This window comes from Ureibacillus sp. FSL K6-0165, from assembly GCF_038004285.1.
In the GTDB taxonomy this organism is placed as follows: domain Bacteria; phylum Bacillota; class Bacilli; order Bacillales_A; family Planococcaceae; genus Ureibacillus; species Ureibacillus thermosphaericus.
Genome location: NZ_JBBOQS010000001.1, coordinates 546228 through 562515, shown reverse-complemented (window position 1 = coordinate 562515; position 16288 = coordinate 546228). Strand labels below are relative to the sequence as shown.

Here is a 16288-nt window from a genome sequence, read left to right as displayed (position 1 = left end):
CAAAAATTTATTTCGCTAACTCTGCAAGATATTCTTCCTTTTTATTTTCATCAAATCGACCTTCCCATTTCGACATAACGATCGCTGCTAAAGAGTTACCAACTACGTTTACAGCAGTACGAGCCATGTCTAGAATACGGTCGATACCAGCGATAAATGCTAAACCTTCTAATGGAATACCTACAGAACCTAAAGTTGCAAGTAATACAACGAATGATACGCCAGGTACCCCTGCAATACCTTTAGAAGTAACCATTAGTACTAGTACTAATGTAACCTGTTGAGCAATTGTTAAATCAATGCCGTATAACTGAGCGATGAAAATAGCAGCAATTGCTTGGTATAAAGTTGAACCATCTAAGTTAAATGAATAACCTGTAGGGATAACAAAGGATGTAATATCTCTTGGACATCCAAACTTCTCCATTTTTTGCATGATGCGTGGTAATACCGTTTCAGAACTAGATGTGGAGTACGCTAAAATAAGCTCGTCCTTTAAAATTTTAATTACTTGGAAAATATTTATATTTACAATTTTCGCTGTAATTCCTAAAACAACGATTACGAAGAAAATCATCGCACCATAAACTGTAATGACTAATTTACCAAGTGGAATCAATGATTCTAATCCAAATTTTGAAACGGTTACAGCCATTAAACCGAATACCCCAAATGGAGCAAATTTCATTACTAAGTTTGTTACCCAGAACATGGCATCTGCTACACCTTGCGCAATGTCAAGGACTGGTTTTCCACGATCACCTATCGCTGCAACTCCTAAACCGAACAATACGGAGAAGAAGATAACGGATAACATGTCGGCTTCTGCCATTGCTTTCACGACGTTTGTTGGTACAATGCCAACAATCGTATCAATGAAACCACCATCATGTTCTACTTGTTCAGTTGTTTCAACATAGGATGAAATATCCGTTTGTTCCAACTGATTCATATCAATACCTTCACCAGGTTTAAACACGTTTGTAATGAGTAAACCAATAATGATGGCAATCGTTGTAATAATCTCAAAATATATTATCGTCTTACCACCAAGGCGACCAAGTTGTTTTAAATCGCCTGTACCAGCTACACCTACAATCAACGTTGAAATGATGATTGGTACAACAATCATTTTAATTAAGTTTAAAAAGATGGTGCCAAGTGGTTTCAAATATGTTTCGACAGCTGGATTTTCATAAAATACAGCCCCTACAACTATCCCCAATACTAACGCAATTAAAATCTGTGCTGCTAAACTGAGTTTGAATTTCTTTTTCAAAATATTCCCCCCTGTTTAAATAAAAAAATAACCAAACATAATATTAAAAAGTTTCTTACATAATCCGACAAAATCCGATAAAAAATTTTTTTAATTTGCCTTATTTACAATATCTGCAAATAACACTTGGATGAACTTTTTTATGTTAATTTTTACTTTTTTTTCTTCGTTATTTCTAATTTGATTCATTAATTTTCTAATTTCTGTAAATTCAAAATAGCGGGGGGCGTAATATTCAAACTCTGAGTTTGTATAATCTACTAAACCTAAGTTTGCAAGGTTAATCATAGCAGCTAATATCGTTCGACGAATACGCTGTTCAATTGATTTACTTTCTTTTATGATTTCATCAGGAGTGGTTTTTGTCAGACCAGCAACTCGCTCATACAACTCTTTTAATGGTGGAAGAGGTGTATTTTTTTGTTTATCTGCCATCAATAATTCTATGATTTTTGTAATATCTTCACTCCCTACCTCTCCAATAATCCCCATATCATTTAAGATGCTTAAAACATGATCACGTGTTGACTTTTTGGAATGATGGATGCTAGGTGTCTCGAAATTTGAAAGAGATTGTCGTATTGCGGAAATGGAGCTTTTTAATCGATATTGTTCCTCGGTTTTTCTTAATACCATTTCTACTTCTACCTTATTAATTGGCTTATGGATAAAAAATTCAATTCCTTTTTCGTAAGCTTGAGCGACCATCTCTTTATTAATGACTTGAGAAATCATAATAAATTTTCCATCGTAAAGATTTTCCCGAAGTTGTTCTATCGTTGCTAATCCGTCTAATATAGGCATCAATAAATCAATGATAACAAAATCTGGCTGCATTACTAATATTTGAGTAATCGCTTCTTGTCCATTGGAGGCTTCCCCAATTACTGTTCCGAGTTGGCTGTCTTCAATAATTTGGGTGAGCATTGCACGGCTTGCACGATCGTCATCAACTATAAAATACCTCATTATGATTCTCCTTTTTGCAGTATAGTTAATGGTAGTTTGATTGAAAAAGTTGTCGTTTCATTGCTTATTACATCAATCGAACCATTTAGTTTGTGAACGATAGCTTTTACATGGGATAAGCCGATTCCAGTCGAAGGGACGCCTTCACTGTTGAATTTTGTAGTATATCCCGGGTCGAATATAACAGGGATTAAATTTTTTGGAATGCCAATACCTGTATCTTCTACTGTAATAGTTGTGAAGTCCTTAGATGTGTTTATCGAAATATGGATTGTACCTTCCTCTTCAATTGCTTCTACAGCATTTGCAACTAGATTATTCATTAGCGCAAGTAAAGGAAGATGTTGTTTTGTATAAAAATCTTGATTATAAGAAACTTTGAATTGAATTTTTTTATTTAGCATTTCACTATATTTTTCATTCGCTTCCTTTACATATTGAAGTAAATTGGAGATGAAATAAGCATCTAATTGTTCCATTTTTAAGATTTTTGATAAGCCTGCATAAATTCTTTGTTCATCTTTTTTGACTTCATGAATTTCTTGAGCAATTGAAAGCGCTTTAATACTTAGCAATGGATCTATCTTTTTTAATTGTTCATATAAACTATAACTATTAGCGGTAATATGTTCGATTTCGTTCATGGATTTTTTTAAATATAATGCTTCTACGTAAAGGGTTGAGATAAAGTTTAATAATTGTTGCATTTGTCTTTTTTGTTCTTTTACAGTGATAGAACTATAAATACCGATGACGAAGAAGCTACGGATGATGGCAACTAAAAGTAGTAATGCGACATCTTTTAATGTTACAGAAATGTCTGTAATAAATAATGTGGTTGTTAGCTGTTCAACGTAATTACTTACAAATTCAACGATGGTTACCAAACTTCCTAATAAGAAAGGTTTCGATTTATTTTTTTCAAGTTTAATAATGCTTAGACCAATAGCAAATAAGATATAAAAAAGACCTGCCGGAATGTGAAAAAATAATGAAACCGAAAATGTACTTATTGATAATAGTTCATCCAATAATGCACGAAAAAGGACTACAACAATTCCTGTTATGCATCCAGTATGAATCAGCGGTAAGGGTCGAATCAATACTGCTAATAAAAATATTACGGTTCCTAAACCGATTCGGAAAGGTGCACCTTCAAAAGGAATAACTTTCACTTCACTTGCAATAGATGTTAAAATTGCCACAATGAATATCAACAAATAATCATACCGATAGTTCATTGATTTTGTTTGTTCCATAATAACTCCTTAATAAAGTAATTCTTCCATTTATTCTAATCTAAAATAGAAGGAAAATAAAAAAGAAGTATTTCGATAAAATAAAAAACCACTACTGAATTTCAGTAGTGGTTGAAATTTCAAATGTATGTATGGCGGAGGAAGAGGGATTCGAACCCCCGCGCGGTTTGACCCGCCTGTCGGTTTTCAAGACCGATCCCTTCAGCCAGACTTGGGTATTCCTCCGTTTGGACAAGCAATAATATAACATGAAATTTTCAATAAGTCAATAAAAAACAATGATATAAAAAGCACAAAATTAGGAGGTTTATGGAATAGTGTGCTACAAGTAGAAGAATACCCAGAACAAAACATTGCAATTATCATTGTATATGAGGTATACTAATTTATGCCGTGCTAGGTGGGGAGGTAGCGGTGCCCTGTAACTCGCAATCCGCTCTAGCGAGACTGAAGTCCTTTTTGAGGCTGTATGCATGTAGGGTTTGCCTCTTGCACGTAGCGTTGAAGGTTGGGTCCCGCGCAATGGGTAGCCATGAACCATGTCAGGTCCGGAAGGAAGCAGCATTAAGTGGTTTCACCCATGTGCCGTGGGGTAGCCTGACCCGAGCTGGCGACAAGAGTAGCACCTATGTGCTGCAGTCGAGGAAAGGTGCACGGCTTTATAATTGAAAAATTTGCCGTGTCGGCTATTTTATATAGTTAAATATTATATCGAACAATTTTGGAAAGGCTGTAGATATCTTAAACAATGAGATATCTACAGCCTTTTTTAATGTCAATGAATCGATCTGTATTCCACCAGATGCGAACAGTTTCTTAATAAAAACTTAAGAATTTGTTATTTTTTTCAATTACTCGGAACTATATGTTAAAAAAAACGTACTAATCAACAAAAGATGTGAAAAGGAGATGTCGCTGGGTGCAAAGAAATATATTCATTCTAATGATGGTAGTCTTTATTACTTTCTTTGTTCAAATTGATACAACACGTGCTGCACCACAATTGGAAGTGAAAGCAGAAGTAGGTGTAGACAACAAAATTAAATTGTATACACCTTTACCAATAAAATTAACAATCACAAATAATGGGAGTCCCTTTTCAGGGGATTTAGTCATCGATGCCGCAGTTACTTTTTCAGCCGGTTCTGCTCAAGTTTATGCACTAGATCTGGCAGAAGGTGAAACAAAAACAATTACTCTTTATTTGGACGGTTTATCAGACGATTATTATTATCGCTCACTAAACGAAAGCCTTTTTTCCTTTTATGATGGTGGTATTGAAAAAGGAAAATTAATTGATTATTCAGGCGATAAAAATATTCGTTTTCGATCTTATTACGACGGAGATTATTCATTTATTTTTACTTATACGGAAAATAGTGATCGTTTAGCGGCATTATTACGTTTGAGTCAATATGTTCCAAATAATATTGAAATTTTTCATTTAAATCAAATTCCTGATTATGATTTTCCTATAGATTTCAAAGGATTTGCCATGGCAGATATATTCGTTGTGGATGAAATGAATATTGCCGATTTATCAGAAGAGAAGCAACAGGCAATTTATGAGTGGGTAGAAAACGGTGGAATTCTGCTAGTTGGAGCATCTGAACAAGTGGAGCGTTCCATGGGGATATTTGGTGAATATCTTCCATTAAATTTGTCCTCTGAGAAAGTTATCGTCACGAAAGAAGTATTAGAAACATTATCTAAAGGCGGCATTTTTACGGAAGATATTGAAGTATTCCGTGCAACTGAAAAAGAAGGTAGCAAAAGAATCCTCGCTGATGGAAATACAATACTTGCCTCATCCATTGACTTAGGGAAAGGAAAAATTATTCAAACGACTTTTTCGTTAGGAGATCAGCCGCTCTCAACGATGGATGGTTATGGAAAGTTAATAAACGAAATTTTGCAGCTTCAATCGAATAGCAATCAATGGAACAGAGGGAATTTTTTAGACGTGTTGCCATATGAGGTTGGAAATTCTAATGAGTTATTCCCTTCATTCCAAGTAAAAACGCCACTCATTATTATTACGATCATACTTTACATGTTCATTGTAGGACCTATTTTATATCTCGTATTAAAAAAGCTCGACAAAAGGGAACATGCATGGTGGCTTATCCCTGTTCTATCAATTGTATTAACATTGTCAATGTTCATTGTTGGCGCAAAAGATCGCATTATGCAAGCTCAAATCAATCAGTCAGCCTTTTATAAAGTGAATGGAAAAAACTTATCAGGCTATTATGTAGAGTCTATTTTAACGAATCGAGGCGGAGATTTTGTATTTACTGTAGATGAAAATACGTCTGCCTTTGCGAAAAGAAACTATGGAATGAATACTTTCGGTATCTTACATGAAAAATCCTATGTTAAACATCATGGGAATGGAACGACCATTCACTTACGAAATTTGAATTATTGGTCTGTGCAATCAATTATTGGTGAAACTAACATACCAAATGCAGGGAACTTTGATATCGATTTAACTGTGAAAGATTCAAAAATTGAGGGAACGGTAAAAAATAATTTCCCATTTGCTGTGAAGGATGTTGCTATTTGGTCTGGTGCACGAGAGATTCTATTAGGAGATATTAAACCAAATGAGACAGTAAAGGTTTCTGAATCCTTAAACAGCTCAATTCTTTTAAAACCAATTGTTTATGGTAATTATTTAGGAACGCCAAAAACGGCTGAAGAATTGATTCCAAAAAGGATCATGCAACTGAAATATCAGGCTTTAAATTTAATGGATGAAAATCAGCCGGTAGTTATTGGTTGGGCAGAAGAAGCGATCCTCGGTATTCAATTAGATGGTAGGGCAGAAGTAAACCCTATCGCTGTTATTCTTCAAACATTTGAACCAAATTTGGATCTTGAAGGGGAATTTACAGTGAATGATAGCATGATGGAAACAAATATATATCCTGTCAATGCTGGATATATGGAAATGTATAATGAACAAAATAATGAATGGCAATTAGACCCTGGTGAGTATGAATATATAGCTGTCATTCCAGAAGAATTATTTGATGAAAAATTGCAATTGACAAAAATAAAAATATCGAATCACGAAAATAAAAACCTAACAATTTCCCTTTGGAATTATAAGACAAATCGTTTTGAAGAAATTCAAGAGAAAGAAATGTTATTACAGGAAAATCTCGAACAATATATTTCAGAGTATCATGAAATAAAGATGTTATTACAGGTTAAAAACAATATTGAAATGTCGCCAATTAAATTACCGACTGTAGAGATTCAGGGGGTGGCTAATAAATGATTGAAATTCAAAATCTCACAAAAAAATTTGGTTCTTTTACAGCCCTTGACCAGTTGACTATGACTGTTGGGGAAGGTGTAGTTTTTGGTTTTGTTGGTGCAAACGGGGCTGGTAAATCTACAACTTTTTCTATTCTTGCCACCCTCCTCTCCCCATCATCAGGCGATGCTTTTATTAATGGGAAAAGCGTTGTAAAAGAGCCAAAAGAAGTGCGGAAATTAATTGGCTATATGCCAGACTTTTTTGGAGTTTATGACCAATTAAAAACAGATGAATATTTAGATTTTTATGGTGCGTGTTATGGACTTTCAGAAAAACAAAGGAAAGTGCTGATTCCACAATTGTTAGAGCTCGTCAATTTAACGGATAAACGTTATGAATATGTAGATTTGTTATCCCGGGGAATGAAGCAGCGCCTATGTTTAGCTCGTTCGCTCATCCATGATCCGAAAGTGTTAATTTTAGATGAACCAGCATCTGGTTTAGATCCGCGAGCAAGGGTAGAAATGCGAGAAATCATTAAGCAGTTAAAACAGATGGGGAAAACGATTTTAATTTCATCCCATATACTTCCTGAACTTGCGGAAATGTGTGATGAAATTGGTGTTATTGATCGAGGGAAATTAATTGCCCATGGAAATGTTGATTCCATACAGTCCAAATTACAGGGAGATAAGAATATTACGATAAAAGTTTTACATGAAATTGAAAAAACGGTGAAGTTTTTAGAGGAAGATCCATTTGTTTCATCAATTGAAGTGCTAGAAGGAAATGAAGCAATAACGTTTATTTATAAAGGGACGAAGGAAGAACAAATGAAATTATTGCAAAGAGCAATTGTTGCGGGACTTCCGGTTTATTCTTTCATGGAAGATGAAAAAGATTTGGAAGATGTTTATATGGCGATTACGAAGGGAGCGGATTCAAAATGAAAGGACTATTATCCAATCCTGTATTGATGAAAGAATTAAAATTGCGTTTCCGCGCCTTTAAAAGCTTTTCAGGCTTAATGTTTTATTTAGCGGTATTAATCATATTTGTTTCAGGCTTCTTACTAATATTTACGCAATTTTCTACCTCTGGATTTTTCGTACCTAGCAATAGTTTTACGATGTTTTCTGTACTTTCTGTATTGCAAATGGCCCTTGTTATGTTTATTACACCAGGGCTTACTGCTGGGGCAATTAGCACAGAGCGGGAGAAACAAACTTTAAATATTTTACTGACGACAACCCAATCCTCTTCGCAAATAATTATTGGAAAGCTATTATCCTCTGTAGCATTTCTTATTTTAATGTTAATAGCTGGGCTGCCGCTTTATAGCATTGTGTTTTTGTTTGGAGGAGTGTCACCAGGACAATTTTTTACAATGTTTTTCTTTTATTTAGTTACATTAATTGCGATTGGTAGTATTGGCATCATGTTCTCAACGATTACAAAAAGAACGATTATTTCGATGATTGCAACTTACGGAGCGATGATATTTTTAGGAGGTATTACTGCTTTCTTCTTCTTTGTAGGTTTTTCTTTAGAACAAATGATGATGTCGCAACAACAAAATACTCAAGGTTTAACGACATTCTTACCAATATCGTATTTTTGGGCAAGTATTAACCCAGGCGTACTTATTCTTACTTTGCTTATCCCTGATACGAAAACAGCTTTAATAGATACAGTTGGAATTAGTTTTCCAAATTGGATTGTTTATTTAATCTTTTATGTATTTATCACCATTGTTTGTTTAACCATTGCCATTCGAAAATTGCGAGCAAATATGAAAACAAATCGTTAGGAGTGAGAAAGATGGATCGTCAAAGCGGATTATTAAAATACGTGAAGAAAGCAAAAAGAAGCTTAAACATTGAAAAAATGCTGCCTATGTTACAATACGGAATTTTCTTTTCATTAATACTTAGCCTGGCGATCCTCTTCGTTTCTCGCTTCTTTGTTTTCGCCTATTATGACGAAGTTGCTTTGTTTGTGGCGTGTGCAACACTTATTGTGACGGTTGTTTATATATACTTTAAGCGCATTCGTTTGAAGGAAGCGATACGGGAATTAGATTCTTTTTATCCTTATAACGAATTAGTAACAGCTCTTTCATTTAACAATGAGGAGCATCCATTAGCAGATTCAATTATGAACAAAGCTATTAACGAATTGGAAGGAGCTTATGACCGTTTTAAAAAGCGACCAAAAAACTATTGGCGACCAAAAGTATTGCTTGGAATTTTGGGTGCTATCATTATTATGGCTACTTTAGTCATTTTTCCTTCCAAAACGCAACAGGAAGCGCAGGTTGTTGAAAAAGAACGAGAAGTCATTCAGGAAATGGAAAAGGAAATAGCGAAATTAGAGAAAAAAGCTCAATCTGAAGAAGTAAAAAGGGAAATGAAAGAGCTCCTTGAAAAATTGAAAGAGGTAGAGACTTCTGAACAAGCGCTTCGAGAGGTAGTAAAGAAACAAAAAGAACTAAAACTGCAACAACAAAAATTGCAGGATAAGAAGTTAGGAGAAAAGGGTGAAACTTCGGAATTATCGGAAGAAGAATTGCAAAAACTGAAAGATTTAGCGGAAATGCAAAGTTTACTTGCAAAAAATGCTTCGAACACTCAAAATGCCTTAAGTAAAATTGGAAAGCCTATTAGCTTTGATTTGCAAAACACGATAGCTAAAGCGATGGATTCTCAAACGAACGAATCTAACATTGGAAACAACTCTCAAAACATGAATAACCAAAATGGCAATTCCTCAATGGGGAATAATAACAGCAAAGCCAATCAGCAACAAAATAATAATCAGACTGGTCAAGGAAGTAATGGTTCTGGCAGTAGTCAAGGCCAAGGACATACTGGATCTGGGTCCGGGAGTAATCAAGGTCAGGGAAGCAATGGAACAACAGGTCTTGGCCAAGGTCAAGGAAATGGATCTATGGCAGGTAGCGGTGCAGGAAAAGGAAAGGGAGGTCGCAATCTTCTATCAGTGCCTAGTGGGCGGCTTGGAGAAAGCAATGAACCAACTGTAGACAGTGGTCCGATAGGTGAAGGAGATCCAGCAATAGAACAAAAAGGACCAGTTCCCGTGACAAAGGGAAGTGTTCGACCATATGAAGAAGTCATCGGAGAATATGAAGAAAAGTATTTACAAAGTACCGAACGTTTGCAACTACCGAAAGATCTACAAAATGTAGTGGAATCATACTTTTCATCGATTCAGTCTGAAGAGTAGGGGGAATTAGTGTGTTTAGTGAAGAGCAATATTCGGAAATGGCAGAACAGCTGCAGCGAGTAAGAAAGGAAGTTGGTAAATTTATTGTTGGTCAGGATGAGGCGATCGAATACACTCTTTATTCTATATTGGCAGATGGTCATGCATTATTAGAAGGGTTGCCTGGGATGGGGAAAACGATGCTTATTCGCACGATTTCAAGTGTTTTAGATTTATCCTTCTCCCGCATCCAATTTACGCCAGATTTAATGCCTGCTGATATTACAGGGACAAATATCATTCAACGAACTGAAAGAGGCTCACAACAATTTGTTTTTCAACCAGGACCGATTTTTAACCAAATGGTGTTGGCTGATGAAATTAACCGAGCAACACCCAAAACGCAAAGTGCATTATTAGAAGCAATGGGTGAAAAGACGGTGACAATTTTAGGAGATACGAAGCCTATGGCAAAACCGTTTTTTGTATTAGCGACACAAAATCCAATTGAAATGGAAGGAACATATCCTCTACCAGAGGCACAAATGGACCGCTTTTTATGCAAGATATTAGTACCATATCCTCGTAAAGACGAGTTAATGGAAATAATGAAACGGACGACAGGTTCACAAGATATTCAATTACAAAAAGTGATGAATACAGAACGTTTAATTATTGCCCAACAAATGGTAAAGGAAGTATTAGTAGCTGATGAAATGTTAGAATATGCAGCTGATTTAGTCATGGCAACCCATCCAAAAGGGGAGGATGCTTTACCTTTTGTAAAACAATACATCATGTATGGAAGTGGACCGAGGGGATTACAAAGTATCATTAAGCTAGCAAAAGCGAGAGCGGTATTTAACGGGAGATTTCATGTAGCTCTTGCAGATATAAAAGCTGTGGCTAAACCGGCTTTGCGTCATCGACTTCTTTTAAATTATGAAGGAGAGGCAACTGGAAAAACAACGGACGATTTAATAGAAGAAATACTACATCACATTCAACAAGGTGTCTCCGCATGAATCATTTCATTTTATCAGATGAATTGATTACCAAAATAGGACGCTTATCGGTTGCCACATCTTCCAAATTAAGAGGGCATCATAAAGGTTCGCATCGCTCTCAACGCTTTGGTTCTTCCTTAGATTTCTCAGATTATAGAGAATATGCGTTAGGAGATGATGTGCGTCAAGTAGACTGGAATGTATTCGCAAGGACGGAAAAATATTTTATTAAGCGTTTTTTAGATGAGCAGGAAATGAGAGTGCATATATTGCTGGATTCCTCTCGTTCAATGGGTGACGAGAAAAAGTGGCTATTTGCAAGACAGCTTGTTGCTGCTTTAGGAATCATGGTATTAAACAGAGATGATCGACTCTCCTTTTCTACTTTAGAGGCAGACACTTTTTTTAGAAGAAAAGGAGCAACTTATCGAAAAGTCTATTTGCAAATAGTGTCGCAAATGAAGGAAGCTACTTTTAAAGAGAGTTTTGCAAAAAATGGATTAAAGGCTTTACCAAAAGATAGTACGGTATTATTTGTTATAACGGATAGTCTAGAACCGATAACGGAATGGGAACATTTTTTCCGTAAACTTCCTCGTTTTGCAGGGGACGTTCGTTGTATTCAAATTGTGACGGAAGAAGAATTAAATCCAACCTATACAGGGGATGTTCGGTTAATTGATGCAGAAAGTAATGAAGAATTAAACGTTTCTATGTCGAATAAAGTGCTAGAACAGTATAAAAAAGAACGCGCTCAACACGAAGCAGCTTTCCATAAGATATGCAGTCGCTTCGGCATTCAAACAATTCAATTAGTCGTTGAAAATGGAATTCAGCACGCGATTTTTCATCAATTATTAATGAATCGGTGGGTACAGTGAGGTGATACGCTTTGGGGGTTAGTCAATTAATCTTTTTATGGACCATTGCTTTTCCAATCATTGTCCTTTTATATTACTTCTTTCGAAAGAAATATAAAGAACAAGAAGTATCTTCCACACTTTTTTGGGAACAAGTGATGCAAGAAACCCGCGTATCGCCTTACTTAAAACATTTACAAAGGAATGCGCTATTTTATTTACAGATGTTAGCACTACTGTTGTTTGTTCTTGCATTAATGAATCCCTATTTAAAAACAAAGGAAATTGGCGGAGAACAAGTAATATGGATTGTGGATACGTCTGCGACAATGCTTGCAGGAAAAGAACAATCGACCTTTGAAAAACATCTAGAGGAAATGCGTTCACTCGTGAAAGAGATTGGGGGAAGACCATTAACAATCATTACAACAGGTAGTGATCCAAAAGCAATTATTCGTCAAGAAACGAATGTGCAGCAAATCGAAAAAGCAATCGACGGATTAGCCGTAACTTACGAAGAGCAGCATTTAACGAAAGCAATTGAGATGGCAAATGCTTTTATCGGTGATTTGCCAACAACAATATATTTATTTACAGATGCTGTATCCCGTTCGGATTTGCCTATAGAGAGTGAACATGTGAAATGGATTGTTAAGGGAGCAGATAGAGACTTAAAAAATGTGGCAATCACTCGATTGGCAGCAACAAGCATAAATGGTGAAACGATTGCATTGTTACAATTAAAAAATGAAACAGAAGAAAATCAAACGGTACAGCTTTCTATTACAAATAAAGATGGCGATGAGTTATTGGAAAAAACCATTACGTTACAACCAAAAGCAGAATTGGCCAACACATTTGAAGCTTTGCCGAATATTGATGTGCTTGTTGCAACGATTCAAGTAAAGGATGATTACGAAGCAGATAATTCGATGATGACCATCGTTGGAAGTAATCCTTATGAAATTGCGGTAGGACAAGATATGCATAAGTTAGTGCAAATCGGGTTTCAATCGGTAGGTCTTGATGTGAAATCTGTTCCTGAACATCAATTGGAATCCTTAAGGGGTGCGATTTGTAGTAACGAATCAAACCGAACTTCTTAAGCGTAATGAACCGATTGTATTAATTGGCCGAGATGATGAAATTGAAAGTGAAGTAAGCGGAAAAATAGAAGTAATACAAGATGAATTGTTTGCGTTCAGTTCGCTAGAAGATGTATATGTAAGTGCGGTTTACCCACCATTTGATGACTTTGATACGATTGCAAAGGTTGGAGACAAACCATTTATTCAACGGTCTCCTAAAGGAGATATTGTCGTTTTAGCGGATATTCAGTCAACAGACTGGCCGCTTTATCCTTCATTTCCTTTGTTTTTATGGAGTGTTCAAAATGAACTAATGGAAGGTAAAACTTCATTAGGAATATTTACGCCAAATGAACAACGAGCTGTTTCGTTATTGCCAGGTGACTGGTCCATTTACACTGCAGATGGCGTGTATATTTCTTCTTTTGAACAATCAAGAGATTTTCAAGCGCCATCAAAACCAGGGTTATATGTTGTTCAATCAGAACATGAGGAGAGACCTTTTATTGTTCAATTACCACAGAAAGAGCGGACAATTGAAGAAGGGACGAGTTTTGAATTAGGAAATGTCGTAAGTGGACAAGAGGATATAACGAATCAATCAATTGCGAAATGGATTGTGCTACTTATTTTATTTTTGATTGTGGTTGAGTGGGAGGTGCAAAGAAGACGTGGATTTGCGAATTGATCATCCAATTTTCCTGCTTTTGCTCATACCACTCTTAGGGTATTTGATTTGGACGTGGTTACATCATCGTTCATTATTAAAAAGGAAACATGGAATTGTCTTCATCATACGTATTATCACTATTATTATGCTTGTCTTTGCCATTGCATCTCCTTATTTGTTATTGCCGGTGAAGGAAGAGCAAGTATTATTCCTTATCGACCGCTCTGCTTCAATGGCAGGCACTGAGGATGAAGCGTTAAAGTTTATCGAAGAAAGTTTACGAGAAAAGAAAGAAACCCATTCGGTAGGGATTTATTCTTTTGCATCGAACTTTCAAACTGAAGCAATCTTATCTAAGACATTAGAGCATGTTCCAAACTTAAGTGAAATACGTGAAGTGGGTGAGACAAATATTGAACAAGCACTACAACTAGCAACAGGAATCGTTGATAAGGACAAAGCAACACGCATTATTCTTATGACGGATGGTTTACAAACGAAAGGTGAAGTTTTAGAGAGCATAACAAAAATAGCTGGTTCAAAAATTTCAGTAGATGTTGTTCCATTAGGTAGAAAAATAAGCAACGATGTTTCAATTCAGAGCTTTACAACACCGCAAGTGGCTTATCAGGGAGAAGAACAAACATTAGTGACTGAAATTGAATCAACAACAGATACAATGGGCGAATTGCTGTTATATGAAAATGATCAACTTATTTTCCGGGAAACAATTCAGCTAGAAGAAGGGAAAAATGTTTTTACTTATCGACATAAAGGCAATAAAGAAGGTTTAGTCAAATATGAAGCATACATTCAAACCGATGAAGATGCAATCTTAGAAAATAATAAGTTGACAAGTATAACAATGGTTCAAAGTACCCCACGATTACTCATTGTTAGTGATAGAGAAGAAGGCTCTCCAATTGCTGATATGTTAAATCCTTCTTCCATCCAATTTGAAGAAGTGTCAGCTGAAGAATTGCCGAGCTCGCTATCATATATGTTGAAGTATGATGCCATTATTTTTGACAATGTTCCTGGCCATCTTGTAGGAGAAGCGAAAATGGGTGTCATCGAGCAGGCGGTAAAAAACTTTGGCGTTGGCTTTATGATGGTTGGTGGTGAAAACAGCTTTGGCATTGGCGGATATTTTAAAACACCAATTGAAAAGTTGTTACCAGTAGAAATGGAAGTAAAGGGTAAACAACAACTTCCATCTTTAGGGCTTGTCATTGTACTTGACCGTTCTGGCAGTATGATTGGGCTAAAAATGGAATTAGCAAAGGAAGCAGCGGTGCGTTCCGTGGAGTTGCTTCGAGAGGGAGACACTTTTGGATTAATTGCTTTCGACTCGCATCCATGGGAAATCATTGAAACTAAACCATTAGAAAATAAAGATGAAGTGACTAATACCATCTTATCGATTCCGGCTGAAGGAGGTACGGAAATTTATCCTTCTCTTTCTTTAGCCTATAATAATCTGTTTGATTTACCATTACAAAGAAAACATATTATTTTATTAACAGATGGACAGTCAGCTACATCAGGTAACTACGAAGAACTAATTGAAAGTGGGAAGAAAAAACATATTACATTATCAACTGTTGCCATTGGGCATGATGCGGATCGTCAACTTTTAGAAAGCTTAAGTGAATTAGCTGGAGGAAGATTTTATGACGTGGAGGATGAAACGACGATTCCTTCGATTTTATCTCGTGAGACAGCGATGATTTCTCGGACATATATTGTAGATGATCCGTTTTATCCGGTCATTTATCACTCAGAAGGTTGGAACCAGTTGTTTGAAAAGGGCGTTCCTCAAATGAATGCTTATATAGGTACGACAGCGAAAACTACAGCTAATGTGATAGCAGAAAGTGAAAAAGAAGATCCGGTGCTTGCAGAATGGCAATATGGATTAGGAAGGACGATTGCATTTACTTCCGATTCAACAGGTGCTTGGACAGGTGATTGGGGACGTTGGGATCGATGGGTTGACTTTTGGAATACAGCAATTTCTCGCTTGCTGCCGACTTATAACGAAATTGCTTATGATATTCGAATGGATGGAGAAGGCTCATTCTTAATTACCGACCCAACGAATCAAGCTGCATTTTTAGATGTAGCAGTTGTAGATGAATATGGAAATGAATTGGAGGTTCATTTAGAACCGATTTCTGCAAGTAAAGTGCGAGCGGTTGCGGATGCAAAACCGGGGCTTGTATTTTTTAGAATTTCAAAGGATGACAATGTATATCAAACGGGATTAACGGTGCCGTATAGTTCGGAATATAGATTGCAACCACTAAATGAGAAATTATTAGAAGAAGTAGCAGATAAAACTGGTGGCAAAATCGTAGAGGATCCTCAAGAAGTATTTCGAAAATTCAACGAACAAGGAGCAACACGTCAAAGCATTGCTACCATTATATTGCTCGTCAGTTTATTGCTTTTCTTTGTCGACATAACGATAAGGAGATTTGGTTGGGCCTTTTTCAAGCAAATGGGCAAATCGAAAAATATTGTGACAGCACAAAAGGTAACAGAGGAAGAAACGAGTGTAGCTGAAATATTAAAAGAGTTAAGGAAAAAATAATAATAAAAGGATAGGATGGTGTCGTAGTAGGTGGCGCCATCTTTTTTCAATCATTTATTATGCT

At 36.1% G+C, this 16288-nt stretch carries 12 protein-coding genes, 1 tRNA gene and 1 other RNA gene; 10 read left to right on the top strand and 4 right to left on the bottom strand.

Going from position 1 to position 16288, the window contains the following annotated elements:
- Window positions 1-7 precede the first annotated feature (7 nt).
- From gltP to NST00_RS02765, 4 genes are all read right to left on the bottom strand, one after another.
- Window positions 8-1279 (bottom strand): glutamate/aspartate:proton symporter GltP, encoded by a 1272-nt coding sequence (gene gltP, locus NST00_RS02780; protein ID WP_096549951.1) that lies wholly within the window; start codon window positions 1277-1279, stop codon window positions 8-10.
- Window positions 1280-1369: 90 nt separating this feature from the next.
- Window positions 1370-2248: a response regulator gene (locus NST00_RS02775; protein ID WP_339289514.1), complete on the bottom strand. Its 879-nt coding sequence runs from the start codon at window positions 2246-2248 to the stop codon at window positions 1370-1372.
- The gene (locus NST00_RS02770) at window positions 2248-3507 is read right to left on the bottom strand and encodes an ATP-binding protein (RefSeq protein WP_340709620.1); all 1260 of its coding nucleotides are present in this window, start codon (window positions 3505-3507) and stop codon (window positions 2248-2250) included. Before NST00_RS02770 ends, NST00_RS02775 begins: the two co-directional genes overlap by 1 nt.
- Window positions 3508-3639: 132 nt before the next feature.
- Window positions 3640-3732 (bottom strand) — tRNA-Ser (locus tag NST00_RS02765).
- Between the two features lie 166 nt (window positions 3733-3898).
- Here NST00_RS02765 and ffs point away from each other — a divergent pair.
- The 10 genes from ffs (at window position 3899) to NST00_RS02715 (ending at window position 16224) form a co-directional block, all read left to right on the top strand.
- An RNA gene (ffs, locus tag NST00_RS02760) (signal recognition particle sRNA large type) lies at window positions 3899-4164 on the top strand.
- Between the two features lie 262 nt (window positions 4165-4426).
- Entirely contained in the window at window positions 4427-6796 is a 2370-nt protein-coding gene (locus NST00_RS02755) for a hypothetical protein (RefSeq protein ID WP_340709619.1), read from the top strand.
- Window positions 6793-7728: an ABC transporter ATP-binding protein gene (locus NST00_RS02750; RefSeq protein WP_016839572.1), complete on the top strand. Its 936-nt coding sequence runs from the start codon at window positions 6793-6795 to the stop codon at window positions 7726-7728. Before NST00_RS02755 ends, NST00_RS02750 begins: the two co-directional genes overlap by 4 nt.
- Window positions 7725-8588, top strand: coding sequence for an ABC transporter permease (locus NST00_RS02745; RefSeq protein WP_096549947.1), 864 nt, complete (start codon window positions 7725-7727; stop codon window positions 8586-8588). The genes NST00_RS02750 and NST00_RS02745 overlap by 4 nt, the downstream gene beginning before the upstream one ends.
- An 11-nt stretch (window positions 8589-8599) precedes the next feature.
- A complete protein-coding gene (locus NST00_RS02740; protein ID WP_016839570.1) occupies window positions 8600-10024 on the top strand; it encodes a hypothetical protein in 1425 nt (474 codons plus the stop codon).
- A 38-nt stretch (window positions 10025-10062) separates the two neighbouring features.
- Window positions 10063-11028, top strand: a complete 966-nt coding sequence (locus NST00_RS02735) for an AAA family ATPase (protein ID WP_340710148.1) — start codon at window positions 10063-10065, stop codon at window positions 11026-11028.
- Window positions 11025-11891, top strand: a complete 867-nt coding sequence (locus NST00_RS02730) for a DUF58 domain-containing protein (RefSeq protein ID WP_016839568.1) — start codon at window positions 11025-11027, stop codon at window positions 11889-11891. The genes NST00_RS02735 and NST00_RS02730 overlap by 4 nt, the downstream gene beginning before the upstream one ends.
- Before the next feature lie 11 nt (window positions 11892-11902).
- Window positions 11903-12976, top strand: coding sequence for a vWA domain-containing protein (locus NST00_RS02725; RefSeq protein WP_340709618.1), 1074 nt, complete (start codon window positions 11903-11905; stop codon window positions 12974-12976).
- A complete protein-coding gene (locus NST00_RS02720) occupies window positions 12939-13646 on the top strand; it encodes a hypothetical protein (RefSeq protein ID WP_340709617.1) in 708 nt (235 codons plus the stop codon). The genes NST00_RS02725 and NST00_RS02720 overlap by 38 nt, the downstream gene beginning before the upstream one ends.
- Window positions 13630-16224 carry a VWA domain-containing protein gene (locus tag NST00_RS02715; RefSeq protein WP_340709616.1) on the top strand — a complete coding sequence of 865 codons (2595 nt, stop codon included), beginning with the start codon at window positions 13630-13632 and terminating at the stop codon, window positions 16222-16224. Before NST00_RS02720 ends, NST00_RS02715 begins: the two co-directional genes overlap by 17 nt.
- Window positions 16225-16288 lie beyond the last annotated feature (64 nt).

Bases quoted from the DNA above. Each gene is read 5' to 3' on its own strand.
- NST00_RS02745 (WP_096549947.1), top strand. From the start codon at position 7,725: ATGAAAGGACTATTATCCAATCCTGTATTGATGAAAGAATTAAAATTG.
- NST00_RS02730 (WP_016839568.1), top strand. From the start codon at position 11,025: ATGAATCATTTCATTTTATCAGATGAATTGATTACCAAAATAGGACGC.
- NST00_RS02770 (WP_340709620.1), bottom strand. From the start codon at position 3,507: ATGGAACAAACAAAATCAATGAACTATCGGTATGATTATTTGTTGATA.
- NST00_RS02735 (WP_340710148.1), top strand. From the start codon at position 10,063: ATGGCAGAACAGCTGCAGCGAGTAAGAAAGGAAGTTGGTAAATTTATT.
- NST00_RS02750 (WP_016839572.1), top strand. From the start codon at position 6,793: ATGATTGAAATTCAAAATCTCACAAAAAAATTTGGTTCTTTTACAGCC.
- NST00_RS02775 (WP_339289514.1), bottom strand. From the start codon at position 2,248: ATGAGGTATTTTATAGTTGATGACGATCGTGCAAGCCGTGCAATGCTC.
- NST00_RS02740 (WP_016839570.1), top strand. From the start codon at position 8,600: ATGGATCGTCAAAGCGGATTATTAAAATACGTGAAGAAAGCAAAAAGA.